Origin of the sequence: Lysinibacillus sp. CNPSo 3705 (assembly GCF_028674935.1) — a bacterium.
Lineage (GTDB): Bacteria > Bacillota > Bacilli > Bacillales_A > Planococcaceae > Lysinibacillus.
The window spans coordinates 59,153-71,802 of record NZ_JAQZSD010000017.1; the positions used below are offsets into that span (position 1 = coordinate 59,153).

The window sequence follows — 12,650 nt, forward strand, 5'->3', positions numbered from 1 at the left end:
TTATAAAATATTATTGAATAATAAGGCATAATTAATATGGAACTCGAACGATGTAGAAAATCTTTGTTAATTGCAGAATAATTATGATTGAAAGAGCAATGTTTTTTGGTTAGAATTATCTGAAAATGGGGAATTGAGTGACAGTGAATGTAATTAAGTAAAAATATAGGTAGGATGGGGCGATTGATCATGAGAAAAAAGCTGCTAGAAATAAAAGGTTTAAAGACAACCTTTTTTACAGATGATGGACAAATTCCTGCCGTAGATAATATCGATTTTGCTGTTCATGAGGGAGAAATATTAGGGATTGTAGGGGAATCGGGAAGTGGAAAAAGTGTCACATCACTGTCCATTATGGGGTTAATACCATCGCCACCAGGAAAAATAACGGGTGGAGAAATACTATTAGATGGCAAAAACCTTGTCACATTATCTGATAAACAAATGCAAAAAATTCGGGGGAAGGATGTGGCGATGATTTTTCAGGAGCCTATGACATCCTTAAATCCTTTGTTTACAATTGGGGATCAGCTAAAGGAAGCGATTTTAATTCATCATCCAAAATGGTCTAAAAAGGAAGCATTTGCAAGGGCCATTGATATTATGAAACTAGTAGGTTTACCACGAGCTGAGGAATTATTAAAAGATTACCCACATCAACTATCGGGAGGGATGCGACAACGGGTCATGATTGCGATGGCACTTGTCTGTGATCCGAAGGTATTGATTGCTGATGAGCCGACTACTGCATTAGATGTTACGATTCAAGCTCAAATCTTGCAGCTTATGAAAAATTTAAATAAACGTTTAAATACAGCCGTATTATTAATTACACATGATTTAGGCGTTGTAGCAGAAACATGCGAGCGGGTTATTGTGATGTATGCAGGCCAAATTGTAGAGGAGGCACCTGTTCAGGAGATATTCGCTAATCCAAAGCATCCTTATACACAGGGGCTTATTAAATCAGTACCGGATATGCGTTATAAAAAGGATAATCTTTACTCTATACCAGGTAGTGTACCTAAGCCTGGTAGTATTCAGGAAGGTTGTCGTTTTGCAGCGCGTTGCGAATTTGCAATGGACCGCTGTGTACAAGAAACACCACCTTTATATGAAGCGGCAGAGCGGCATAAATCGAGATGTTTTTTACTAGAGAAACAGGAGGTGGAGCAACATGTCGAAAGTGTTATTGAAAGTTGATGGTTTGAAAAAGTATTTCCCTATTCGGAAGGGTGCCTTGAATACACAGGTTGGAGACGTAAAGGCAGTGGATGATGTTTCCTTTGAAGTTTTTGAAGGAGAAACATTAGGTATTGTTGGTGAATCAGGGTGTGGTAAATCAACGACTGGTCGACTTTTAATGCGATTGCTTGAGCCAACAGAGGGCGAGATTGAATTCGCAGGTAAAATGATTTCAGATTTTTCGAACAATGAAATGCGCAAAGCCCGTAGAGACATTCAAATGATTTTCCAAGATCCTTATGCTTCTCTTAATCCTAGGCATAATATTGGAAAAATATTGGAGGAGCCTCTTATTGTTCATGGGATGGGCAACGCGAAGGAACGGAAACAGAAGGTATTAGAGCTTCTCGAAATTGTTGGATTAAATGAATATCATGTGAAACGATATCCTCATCAATTTAGTGGTGGTCAAAGACAGCGTATCGGCATTGCCCGTGCTCTGATGACGAATCCACGTTTGATTATTGCGGACGAGCCCGTCTCTGCACTCGATGTATCAATACAGGCTCAAGTATTGAATTTATTGCAAAACTTACAAAAGGATTTAAAGCTAACTTATATTTTTATTTCCCACGATTTAGGAGTTGTACGCCATATTAGTAATCGTGTAGGTGTCATGTATTTAGGGAAATTAGTGGAGCTGACAGCAAGTGAGGATCTATATGCTGAGCCACTTCACCCATATACACAGGCATTGCTATCCTCGGTACCTGTTCCAGATCCTACGTTTGAACATGAACAGCTCATTATTTCTGGAGATATCCCAAGTGCTTCGAATCCGCCAAGCGGTTGCACTTTCCATACAAGATGTCCATTTAAAAAAGAAGAATGCTCTCAAGTAGTTCCAAAAATGCAAGAGGTGAAACCGGGTCATTATGTTGCGTGTCATCTATATGATGCACTTCAACATTCAATGATATAAAAAAACTTAGGGGGAAAATCAATGAAGAAAAAGAAGCTTTGGACTTTGGGTGTAATGCTTATCCTTGTTCTTTCGACGATGTTAGCAGCTTGTGGCGGCTCAGATACTAAGGATACGGGTAGTAAAGATACTTCAAGTGGTGGCGATAAAGCTAGCGGTGGTTCAAAAACATTAGTATATGGTCGTGGTGGTGATTCCACTGCTCTCGATCCAGCGACAGTAACAGAAGGTGAATCATTTAAAGTAACGGTTAACCTCTATGAGACTCTAATTAACTTTGGAGAGCAAGATGTGACATTGCAGCCAGGGCTGGCAAAATCTTGGGAGCCTTCAGAAGATGGATTAACGTATACGATGCAACTTGAAGAAGGGGTTAAGTTCCATGACGGTACTGATTTCAATGCTGAAGCAGTCGTGAAAAATTTTGAGCGCTGGAAAGCTGGTGGTGCTGAAAAATTCCCATACTACGCCTCTCAATTTACGGTAGATGACAAGCAAGTAATTGAGTCGATTACTGCTGATGGTGATTATAAAGTTATATTTAAATTATCTCAACCACAAGCAACATTCTTGAAAAATTTAGCGATGTCTCCATTTGCTATTGCTTCACCAACAGCTTTTGAAAAAGATGATGAGGCACTTAAAGATCATCCAGTAGGTACTGGTCCATTTAAATTTGTTGAGTGGAAACGAAATGATTCCATCACAATAGAGAAAAACCCAGATTACCGTATTGCAGATTTGCCGAAATTAGATAAAGTTATTTTCCGTTCTATTCCAGATAACTCCGCACGTTTCAATGCATTAACTAACAATGAAGTTGATGTAGTGGATGGTTTAAGTCCATCTGATAAAGCTTCAATCGAATCCAATACAGATTTACAACTAATCGAACGTCCATCTATGAATGTTGGTTATCTTGGATTAACAGTAACTCGTCCACCGTTCGATAACGTAAAAGTTCGTCAAGCAGTAAATTATGCAATCGATAAGCAAGCATTAGTAGATGCATTTTATGAAGGCTTAGGCGAGCCAGCGAAAAATCCAATGCCTCCATTAGTTGCAGGCTACAACGATGCCATTAAAGGCTATGAATATGATCCAGAAAAAGCAAAAGCATTATTAGCAGAGGCTGGCTATGATGGTAAAGAAATCGAACTATGGGCAATGCCTGTGCCACGTCCGTACATGCCTGATGGTCAAAAAATTGCGGAAGCCATTCAGAAAAATTTAGCAGATGTTGGTATGAAATCTAAAATAGTAACGTTTGAATGGGCTACGTATTTAGATAAGGCGGAAAAGGGAGATGCGGATGCGTTCTTACTTGGTTGGACAGGTGATAACGGTGATGCGGATAACTTCCTTTACACTTTATTAGACGGAGATAATATTCATTCTAACAACTATACATTCTATGACAACAAAGAAGTGCACAAACTATTAGTAGCAGCACAAACTGAAATGAATGAGGACAAGCGTAATGCCCTTTACAAGCAAGCACAAGAGATTATCTCTAAAGATGCACCATGGGTTCCACTTGCTCACTCTACTCCAATTTTAGCTGCTAATACTAAAGTTACAAACTATGTTGCACATCCGACAGGCTCTGACCGTTTAGAGTCAGTAGATATGAAGTAGGCTTATAGGGCTGTCTTGAACAGGTTTTAATTTTAGAGGGAATTATTATAAAGAATCTGCTTGCTTTCTGCGGGTAAGCCGTAGGAATCTAGCGGATTCTTTTTACAAGCTAGAGGTATTATTTCTGTATGAAAGACCAATCATCTAAACGATCCATTATGCCTCGGCATAATTGCGTCCGGAACCGTTTGGTGAAGGCTGACCCTTTCTACAGTATATGTAAAGACTTTAATGCTTTTCATCAAAGTATATTTTGAAAATAACAGAGGGGTGAAGAAAATGCTTCACTATATGGGAAGACGTTTATCTCAATTAATCCCAGTTTTGCTTGGAATGACTTTTATCGTTTTCATGTTAATTCGTGCAATTCCTGGTAATCCAGCACAAGTAATTTTAGGACAGCAGGCAACGAAAGAAGCGGTCGAAGCGTTAAACGCAAGTTTAGGATTAAATAAGCCATGGTATACACAATATTTTAGCTATTTAGGTGGCATTTTTCAGGGGGATTTAGGAATATCATTACGTACTAAATTGCCTGTATCAGAGGAAATTTTCCCGTATTTAGCGGCAACAGCTGAGCTAGCGCTATTTGCCATGATTATCGCAGTGATTGTTGGCGTGAATGCAGGCATTATTTCTGCATGGTTTCAAAATTCTTGGTTTGATTATGTGGCAATGGTAGTTGCATTAATCGGAGTATCTATACCCGTTTTCTGGCTCGGCTTAATGGAACAATGGGCTTTTAGTAATCAGCTTGGCTGGTTCCCGACGTCTGGGCGAGAAGATGTGCGAGATCCAATAACTACCATTACCCATTTTTATTTACTGGATACGTTAATACAAGGCCGCTTTGATCAATTTACTGAAGTATTAAAGCGATTAGTATTACCGGGCATAGCTCTTGCGACAATCCCAATGGCGATTATTGCAAGAATGACTAGGTCGTCTATGCTTGAAGTAATGCGCTCTGACTATGTACGCACCGCTAGAGCAAAAGGACAAAAAATGTTTATTGTTGTTTATAAGCATGCATTGAAAAATGCAATTATCCCAGTATTAACAGTAATCGGTTTGCAAACAGGGTTACTGCTAGGTGGTGCCATTTTAACAGAGACGATTTTCAGCTGGCCTGGAATAGGTCGTTATATTTATGATGCTATTGGCTTCCGAGACTATCCTGTTATTCAATCAGGTATTTTAGTAATTGCTTTTATTTTTATTATGATTAACTTAATTGTGGATTTACTATATACGGTGATTGATCCACGGATTAAATACAAATAGAGGGGAGAAGCAAAAATGACTGGAGCGATAAATATAAAAACAGAAGTAGCACCAAGTCGTGAACGAGCGGCGGGTCCTTGGAGAGAAGGCTGGCGTAGCTTTAAAAAGAGCAAAATCTCCCTAGTAGGTGCAGGCATTGTACTATTTTTTATTTTACTTGCTATATTTGGCTCGATGATTGCTCCTGAAGGTATGAATGAACAAAATCTTTCGAACCGTTTATTAGCACCATCGAGTGAGCATTGGTTTGGAACAGATGACTTTGGGCGGGATATTTTCTCAAGAGTTATACATGGAGCTAGTATTTCTTTGAAGGTAGGCTTTTTTTCAGTTATTCTATCTGTAATTGTAGGTAGTTTCCTTGGTATTATTGCGGGTTATTATGGAAGATGGATTGATACGATAATCTCGCGTATTTTTGATATTCTTTTAGCATTCCCAAGTATTTTACTAGCTATTGCGATAGTAGCAGTACTTGGACCATCATTACAAAATGCATTGCTTGCCATTGCCATTATTAACGTGCCGAATTTCGGGCGCTTAATTCGTTCGAAAGTATTGAGTGTTAAAGAAGAGGAATACATTGTAGCAGCAAAGGCCATCGGAATGCGTGATTCAAGAATTTTGTTCTCGCATATTTTGCCCAACTCGATGACGCCAATTATCGTACAAGGGACGTTAGCGATAGCGACAGCGATTATTGAAGCGGCAGCACTAGGCTTTCTTGGATTAGGAGCTCAAGCGCCAGCGCCAGAATGGGGTAAAATGCTAGCGGATTCCCGTATTTATTTAATAAAGGCTCCGTGGACGATGATTTTCCCGGGTCTAGCTATTATGTTAACGGTACTTGGTTTTAATCTAATGGGGGACGGCCTACGTGATGCGCTTGATCCGAAAATGAAAAGCTAATAAAAAAGGGCGAAGGGGTGGATATAATGCCAACCCTTCGCTCTTTTACATGCTTTAACTAAGCAATTATCCCGCCGGAGGCTTTACTTCTGTCAGCGGATGTCTTTTGTACTGAAAGCGTAGCGATAGGGACAGATGTTTAGGCGCCCGCTAAAAACACCACCTATGAAGATGGGAGACATTTACTTAAGAAGTTAAATAAACTCTTCTTCAAACTCCACATTGATCTCTTGGCCATGATGAGTTTGGTACGAAACGATGAGCGTATCTAAATGCTCTAGGTTTTCTTCGTAATCTAAAATACGCGATAAAATATAAAGCAAGTGATAGCTCGAGAATTCTGTATCGCCTTCTTCATGCGCATAACTAATCTGTTTAATGAATATTTCCATTAACTCATTACGCTGAACATAATCAATGTTTTTGCTCCACTCGGAATGTTCGGGCTTTAATTTCCCCGTATATTTTAATAGTAGCTGTTCATGATAAGTTAGCAGGAAATCAAGGCGCTCTTGAATCATTAAATGAAATTGCGTCGGTAGTTGGGCTAATTCGTTTTCATGATTATGAAGACGATGAAGCAGCTCTAAACTTTTCTTTGACGTTGTAATCATTTGGCGATAAACAACTAATTTACGTGCTTTTACATACTTTTTATTTTTTAAGTAATTACGCTCTTCCTTATAAAAATCATACAGTGTGTCAACTCGTTGCATACGAGATTTAAATTTGCTTAATGCTTCTTTTGTAGAAGTGTGCTCAGATGCCTGGCGAACAGCAAGTCGCGTCCATCGGATAATATCGTCCTGTAAAAAGTAAATTTTACGGAAAAGCTTTACTTCATATTTTGGTGGTAAGAAGAACAGATTGACAACAAATGCTGCTAACACCCCAACTAATATTGTAACAAAGCGGATAAGACCAAATGTAAGAAAGTCATCTCCTTGAAACTCCATAATAGCTACAACTGTAACGAGTGCTAGAGACAATGATTTTTCAAGTTTGAATTTTAACATGATACCGATCGCAACAATGACTGCAATGCCGATAGCTACTACATGGTGACTAAAAAGCAAGCCGAAAATAACCGCAATGGTAGCTCCTATAATATTGGCTTGTACTTGCTCAACAATTGTTTGATACGAACGATAAATAGATGGCTGAATCGCGAAGATCGCTGCAATTCCTGCGAAAACAGGTGAAGGTAGCTCTAGCAGTTCAGCAATAAATAGTGCCAACACGATGGCGACACCAGTTTTAAATACACGGGCACCTAATTTCATAGAAAATGGATGTCCTTTCTGTCTAAAATTTTAAGCTTCTTTACATTATAGAAGGAAGTGCTCATAAAATACATAGATTTGTATGTCATTTACAGAAAAAGACGACTCACAGGGGAGTCGTCTTTAAAAGTTAACCTTAGAAACGGTTCTATATTGCTATTCTCACTAAGCGTTTAGCCGTTACATTTTACAAATTACAATTGTGAAAATGCAATATCTACCGCTTTGATTGTTTCAAGAATATCGGCTTCTGTATGTTCTGTTGTTAAGAACCATGCTTCATATTTTGATGGCGCTAAATTAATGCCTTGTGCAAGCATTAATTTAAAGAAGCGACCAAAGATTTCACCGTCTGAGTTTTCAGCCTGCTCATAGTTTTCTACTGTCACATCTGTAAAGTAAATTGTAAGAGCTCCTTTCAGACGATTAACAGTAATTGTTACATCATGTTTTTTTGCTGCAGCCAAGATACCTTCCTCTAAAATGGCTCCAAGACGGTCCATTTCATCATAAATACCTGGAGTTTGTAATACTTCTAGGCAGGCAATACCAGCTTGCATGGATGCAGGGTTTCCTGCCATTGTGCCTGCTTGATAGGCAGGTCCAAGTGGAGCCACTGTATCCATAATTTCTTTACGACCGCCGTATGCACCGATTGGTAAACCACCGCCGATTACTTTACCAAGGGCAGTAAGGTCAGGTGTTAAGCCTAATAAGTTTTGAGCACCACCATAGTGGAAGCGGAAAGCAGTAATAACTTCATCGTAAATAGTTAATGCGCCTTTTTCCTTCGCTGTAGCATGCACTAATTCTAGGAAGCCAGGGTTTGGCTCTACAATACCGAAGTTACCAACGATCGGCTCTATTAAAATAGCGGCGATTTGATCGCCCCATTTCTCCATTGCTGCTGTAAATGCTTCAGGATTGTTAAATGGTACAGTTATTACTTCCTCGGCAGTAGAAGTTGTAACACCTGCTGAGTCAGGAGTACCTAATGTTGCAGGACCCGAACCAGCAGCTACTAGTACTAAGTCGAAGTGACCGTGGTAGCAACCAGCGAATTTCATAACTTTTGTACGGCCAGTATAGGCACGTGCAACACGAATTGTTGTCATGACAGCTTCTGTACCAGAGTTATTAAAGCGTACTTTATCCATAGATGGGATTGCTTCTTTTAGCATTTTAGCAAAAGTAACCTCGTATTCAGTTGGTGTCCCGAACAAAGTGCCGTTTTCAGCTGCGTTTGTAATCGCCTTGGCGATGTGTGGATGACCGTGACCAGTAACAATTGGACCGTAAGCTGCTAGATAGTCGATATAACGGTTGCCATCAACATCCCAAAAATAAGCACCTTTCCCACGAGCCATTGCAACAGGTGAACCTCCGCCAACTGCTTTATAAGAACGAGAAGGGCTATTTACACCACCAACGATATGCTGTAGCGCTTCTTTGTGTACTGCTTCAGATTTTGTGTGATTCATATATATTGCCTCCTAAATCTTTATACTTCATCTATTGTAGACCTATCGCTGTAAGAAATCCAAAGAAATTAAGGGATATGATTTGTTTTACTGTTTAGAGTAAAATAGAGCGTACAGAGGAGGAGATTGATATGTCTTTAATCGAAGGTAAAAAAGCACCTGATTTTTCCCTTATAAATGAAACAGGAGAAACAGTAAAGTTAGCGGATTACAAAGGACAAAATGTTATTTTATATTTTTATCCTAAAGATATGACACCAGGCTGTACGACGGAAGCTTGTGACTTCCGTGATAAGCATGAGGATTTTAGTAAATTAAATGCAGTTGTACTTGGCGTTAGTCCTGACGATGCAAAAAAACATACCAAATTTATAGATAAGCATGGATTACCATTCTCGCTATTAGTGGATGAGGATCATGCTGTGGCAGAAGCGTATGGCGTGTGGGTGTTAAAGAAGATGTATGGACGTGAATATATGGGGATAGAACGTTCGACATTTTTAATTGATACAGCAGGAAACCTAATTAAGGCTTGGCGTAAAGTACGTGTAAAAAATCATATTGAAGAAGTATATACATATTTAGCAGAATGGGAGGCGAAGCAATGAGAATTTATTTTACGTTTGAACCAAGACCGGATTTACGTGAGCCACTAGTAGCTGAATTTCCACAAGTTGATTTTATTTTTGAAAATGGCTTATCCAACGATGAGCTACAACAAGCGGATGTACTTGTCACATACGGTGAAGATTTAAATGATGAAAATATACAGTATGCAACAAAGGTTAAATGGATTTTCGTAGCTTCAGCGGGGATCGAAAAAATGCCAGCCGGGGCCATTATCGAACGAGGGATATTCGTTTCGAATGTGCGTGGCATTCATAAAACGCCAATGGCAGAATCGATGCTTGCCCATATTTTAGCGATTAAGCGTGCGTTGCCTTGGATGTATGAACAGCAGAAGAAAAGTGAATGGTCAAAGAAAGCGAAACAAACCGAGTTGCGGGATAGTACAGCACTTATTTTAGGACCTGGGGCTATTGGCTCGGAAGTAGGTCGCCTATTACAAGCTTTTGGTGTTGTGACAATTGGCTGTAACCGTACAGGGAACGAAGCGGCATCTATGAATGAGATGGTAAGCTTTGATCAATTAATTGAAGCATTACCGAAGGCTGATATTGTCATTTCAGTATTGCCTAAAACAGAGGAGACGACACATTTACTAAAAGAAGAACATTTTAAAGCGATGAAAAATGATGCCATTTTCATGAATTTTGGTCGTGGAAACTTAGTAGATGAAAAGGTGTTGGTGCATGCCATTCAAGTAGGTGAAATTGGTTATGTTGTTTTAGATGTATTTGAACAAGAGCCTTTAGCTGAGGATCACCCTTTATGGACTTTACCGAATGTCATTGTGTCTCCGCATATTTCGAGTCACTCTTCTCGTTATGTTGAACGCAGCTTAGAAATCTTTAAGCCAAGTTTAGAGAAGTGGTTACGCGGTGAAACAGATTTAGAAAATAGGATGGATTTATCAAGAGGTTATTGAATTAATCCAAATTAAACTGAAATGTGTATGAATGTTGACAGAAGTAAGAGTAATTCGATACACTAATTATAACAATTATAAATTAATAATCTTTATGGAAGAGGTGCATGACGATGTCTGAAACGCATTTACAGGATGCACTTGACACGTTAAAAACAACTGGTGTTCGTATTACTCCTCAGCGTCATGCTATTTTGGAATATTTAATTCAAACAATGGCACATCCAACTGCCGATGAAATTTATAAAGCACTTGAAGGGAAATTCCCAAATATGAGTGTAGCGACTGTTTATAATAATCTTCGCGTATTTCGTGAAGTTGGTCTAGTGAAAGAACTAACATTTGGTGATGCTTCAAGTCGCTTTGATTTCGTTACAAATGATCATTATCATATGATTTGTGAATGCTGTGGCAAAATAGTCGACTTCCATTATCCTGGTCTCGATGAAATTGAACATTTTGCATCACAAGTAACAGGCTTTGATGTGCATGCACATCGTTTAGAAATTTACGGCACTTGCCCATCGTGTAAAGATGCATCTGCAAAAGTACAATAAAAAATCCTAGCTCTTAAATGAGGGCTAGGATTTTTTTGTCTTATTATAAGATTGGTCGAACTCTTTTCCTTCTAGAGTTGGATCCAGTGTTAATGGTTCATTACAGTACATACACATATCTACACGACCTAATACTTTTGTATGCTTATGGCAATTAGGGCATTCTACTTGAACAGCTTTTGTTGAAAGCAGTCCAATCCATGCATAAACGACTGTACTACCAATAATACAAAGTACACCAAGGGTCATGAAAATTAATACTAGAATAGGATAGTTTTTAAAGAAGATTCCCCCATACATAACTACAAAGCCGATAAAAATAAGTGCTAATGCAAATGAACGGATTTTATTAATTTTACTTTTGTAAGGTTTCATTTATCATCTTGCCTCCCAATCTAAAATCTACTATAACATATAAGAACAAAGTATTTTAGCTTTGATAACGTGGAAAGAAGGAATACTTTTAGAGTATGTCGAATTTTTAACGAAATCAATTTCACATTGGTGTAATTGAATACGGTGAAAATCCGTGACATCCATTAAATGAAGTTAAAAAGTAACAAGCAAATAGAGGGGGACTGAACATGGAACAAGTTTTGCGTCCGATATATCAGGAACGTGCAAGTCAGTCGAATACGTTAGGCGTTATTTTAATGGAAAAACGCGAGGAAAAAAGTAATGTGACAGATACATTTGATACAATCTTACTTATTATTGTAAAGGAAGCAGAAAAGCCAGTTTTTTCGAAGCATTACTTATATGAAGGAAATAAAGTAGCTTTACATACTGTTACTGAGAAAATACTACGAAAATGGCTACTCATTGGCTCAAATAAAAAAGTGGTCGATTGGATTTTCTTTGGTAGAGTATTATTTGATCGTAATGAATTTCTTCATAAGTTAAAAATTGAATTACAGGAGTTTCCGTTTAGTGGTCGTAAAATCAAAACTGGTATTCAATTTTCAAAGTTAATTCGACGTTATTTAGAAGGAAAAGAATACTTTGATAAGGGTAGCTATCTCGATGCTTATAATCACGTAGTAGATTCATTACATCATTTAGGGCGTTTATCCATTATTGATAGTGGACTTTACCCTGAAGTAACTGTTTGGGCACAGGTGAAAAAAATAGAACCAGCGATTTATAAATTATACGAGGAGCTCGTTACAAGTAATGAGCCGATAGAAAAACGTTTAGAGCTATTATTTTTAGCAAGTGAGTTTTTAATACATTCACGTACTCGAGACGGCGCTCAACATATTTTAGAAGTAATGCAAACAAAAGAGACCTGGACAATTCAGGAATTGCACGATCATATTGAGCTCATGAACTACTCAGTAGATTTAGAAGTGTTTGTAGAATATTTAGTGGACAAAGGTTATATTCAAATTGAACCGATCGTTGCGAAAAGTGACATGATATTCCACCGTCATTATAAGGTAAATAAAGAAGCTCTAGAAATGGAGCAAGGACTGTAGTATGCTAGTTATCGAGGTATGAAAAATACCTCGATAATTTTTTATAAAAAGTTGTTGACTTTTAATTAATTGATATTGTATTATATTAATTGTCGCTAAGACATAACAAAACAACTCAATGAACGGAAAACTTCTTAAAAAAGTTGTTGACATGAAATGAGTTAAATGTTAATATAAAGAAGTCGCTGAAAACAACGACATCAACATGAACCTTGAAAACTGAACAAGCAAAACGTAATCAATAAAGTTTTTAGTAACTAACCTCGAGTTAGTGAACGAAACAAAATTTTGGACATCAAACATG

12 protein-coding genes are annotated in these 12,650 nt (G+C 38.2%); 9 read left to right on the forward strand and 3 right to left on the reverse strand.

Annotated elements, in window-relative coordinates; genetic code table 11:
- Positions 1 to 189 precede the first annotated feature (189 nt).
- The 5 genes from PVA17_RS09750 to nikC all read left to right on the forward strand — a co-directional run bounded on the left by PVA17_RS09750 (position 190) and on the right by nikC (position 5,998).
- Positions 190 to 1,203 (forward strand): ABC transporter ATP-binding protein, encoded by a 1,014-nt coding sequence (locus PVA17_RS09750; protein ID WP_274067574.1) that lies wholly within the window; start codon positions 190 to 192, stop codon positions 1,201 to 1,203.
- The gene (locus PVA17_RS09755; protein WP_274067575.1) at positions 1,178 to 2,167 is read left to right on the forward strand and encodes an ABC transporter ATP-binding protein; all 990 of its coding nucleotides are present in this window, start codon (positions 1,178 to 1,180) and stop codon (positions 2,165 to 2,167) included. Before PVA17_RS09750 ends, PVA17_RS09755 begins: the two co-directional genes overlap by 26 nt.
- Positions 2,168 to 2,188: 21 nt before the next feature.
- Positions 2,189 to 3,805 (forward strand): ABC transporter substrate-binding protein, encoded by a 1,617-nt coding sequence (locus PVA17_RS09760; RefSeq protein ID WP_132363328.1) that lies wholly within the window; start codon positions 2,189 to 2,191, stop codon positions 3,803 to 3,805.
- Positions 3,806 to 4,084: 279 nt separating this feature from the next.
- Positions 4,085 to 5,089 (forward strand): ABC transporter permease, encoded by a 1,005-nt coding sequence (locus tag PVA17_RS09765; protein ID WP_132363326.1) that lies wholly within the window; start codon positions 4,085 to 4,087, stop codon positions 5,087 to 5,089.
- Positions 5,090 to 5,104: 15 nt separating this feature from the next.
- The gene (gene nikC / locus PVA17_RS09770) at positions 5,105 to 5,998 is read left to right on the forward strand and encodes a nickel transporter permease (RefSeq protein WP_132363324.1); all 894 of its coding nucleotides are present in this window, start codon (positions 5,105 to 5,107) and stop codon (positions 5,996 to 5,998) included.
- Positions 5,999 to 6,192: 194 nt separating this feature from the next.
- Here the strand turns inward: nikC and PVA17_RS09775 are convergent, their stop codons facing one another.
- The gene (locus PVA17_RS09775) at positions 6,193 to 7,281 is read right to left on the reverse strand and encodes an FUSC family protein (RefSeq protein WP_132363298.1); all 1,089 of its coding nucleotides are present in this window, start codon (positions 7,279 to 7,281) and stop codon (positions 6,193 to 6,195) included.
- Between the two features lie 194 nt (positions 7,282 to 7,475).
- Positions 7,476 to 8,762: a glutamate-1-semialdehyde 2,1-aminomutase gene (locus tag PVA17_RS09780; protein WP_132363295.1), complete on the reverse strand. Its 1,287-nt coding sequence runs from the start codon at positions 8,760 to 8,762 to the stop codon at positions 7,476 to 7,478.
- Positions 8,763 to 8,893: 131 nt separating this feature from the next.
- On the opposite strand from PVA17_RS09780, the gene bcp reads away from it, so the two are divergent.
- The 3 genes from bcp (at position 8,894) to perR (ending at position 10,868) form a co-directional block, all read left to right on the forward strand.
- Positions 8,894 to 9,370, forward strand: coding sequence for a thioredoxin-dependent thiol peroxidase (gene bcp / locus PVA17_RS09785; RefSeq protein WP_132363293.1), 477 nt, complete (start codon positions 8,894 to 8,896; stop codon positions 9,368 to 9,370).
- Positions 9,367 to 10,311, forward strand: a complete 945-nt coding sequence (locus tag PVA17_RS09790) for a D-2-hydroxyacid dehydrogenase (protein WP_132363290.1) — start codon at positions 9,367 to 9,369, stop codon at positions 10,309 to 10,311. The genes bcp and PVA17_RS09790 overlap by 4 nt, the downstream gene beginning before the upstream one ends.
- A gap of 113 nt (positions 10,312 to 10,424) precedes the next feature.
- Positions 10,425 to 10,868: a peroxide-responsive transcriptional repressor PerR gene (gene perR / locus PVA17_RS09795; RefSeq protein ID WP_132363287.1), complete on the forward strand. Its 444-nt coding sequence runs from the start codon at positions 10,425 to 10,427 to the stop codon at positions 10,866 to 10,868.
- 24 nt (positions 10,869 to 10,892) lie between these two features.
- On the opposite strand, the gene PVA17_RS09800 is transcribed toward perR, so the two are convergent.
- Positions 10,893 to 11,243, reverse strand: a complete 351-nt coding sequence (locus PVA17_RS09800) for a YgzB family protein (protein WP_132363284.1) — start codon at positions 11,241 to 11,243, stop codon at positions 10,893 to 10,895.
- A gap of 209 nt (positions 11,244 to 11,452) precedes the next feature.
- Here PVA17_RS09800 and PVA17_RS09805 point away from each other — a divergent pair, with 209 nt between their 5' ends.
- Entirely contained in the window at positions 11,453 to 12,346 is an 894-nt protein-coding gene (locus PVA17_RS09805) for a nucleotidyltransferase-like protein (RefSeq protein ID WP_274067576.1), read from the forward strand.
- Positions 12,347 to 12,650: the final 304 nt, after the last annotated feature.

Bases quoted from the DNA above. Each gene is read 5' to 3' on its own strand.
- PVA17_RS09750 (WP_274067574.1), top strand. From the start codon at position 190: ATGAGAAAAAAGCTGCTAGAAATAAAAGGTTTAAAGACAACCTTTTTT.
- PVA17_RS09755 (WP_274067575.1), top strand. From the start codon at position 1,178: ATGTCGAAAGTGTTATTGAAAGTTGATGGTTTGAAAAAGTATTTCCCT.
- PVA17_RS09760 (WP_132363328.1), top strand. From the start codon at position 2,189: ATGAAGAAAAAGAAGCTTTGGACTTTGGGTGTAATGCTTATCCTTGTT.
- PVA17_RS09765 (WP_132363326.1), top strand. From the start codon at position 4,085: ATGCTTCACTATATGGGAAGACGTTTATCTCAATTAATCCCAGTTTTG.
- nikC (WP_132363324.1), top strand. From the start codon at position 5,105: ATGACTGGAGCGATAAATATAAAAACAGAAGTAGCACCAAGTCGTGAA.
- PVA17_RS09775 (WP_132363298.1), bottom strand. From the start codon at position 7,281: ATGAAATTAGGTGCCCGTGTATTTAAAACTGGTGTCGCCATCGTGTTG.
- PVA17_RS09780 (WP_132363295.1), bottom strand. From the start codon at position 8,762: ATGAATCACACAAAATCTGAAGCAGTACACAAAGAAGCGCTACAGCAT.
- bcp (WP_132363293.1), top strand. From the start codon at position 8,894: ATGTCTTTAATCGAAGGTAAAAAAGCACCTGATTTTTCCCTTATAAAT.
- PVA17_RS09790 (WP_132363290.1), top strand. From the start codon at position 9,367: ATGAGAATTTATTTTACGTTTGAACCAAGACCGGATTTACGTGAGCCA.
- perR (WP_132363287.1), top strand. From the start codon at position 10,425: ATGTCTGAAACGCATTTACAGGATGCACTTGACACGTTAAAAACAACT.
- PVA17_RS09800 (WP_132363284.1), bottom strand. From the start codon at position 11,243: ATGAAACCTTACAAAAGTAAAATTAATAAAATCCGTTCATTTGCATTA.
- PVA17_RS09805 (WP_274067576.1), top strand. From the start codon at position 11,453: ATGGAACAAGTTTTGCGTCCGATATATCAGGAACGTGCAAGTCAGTCG.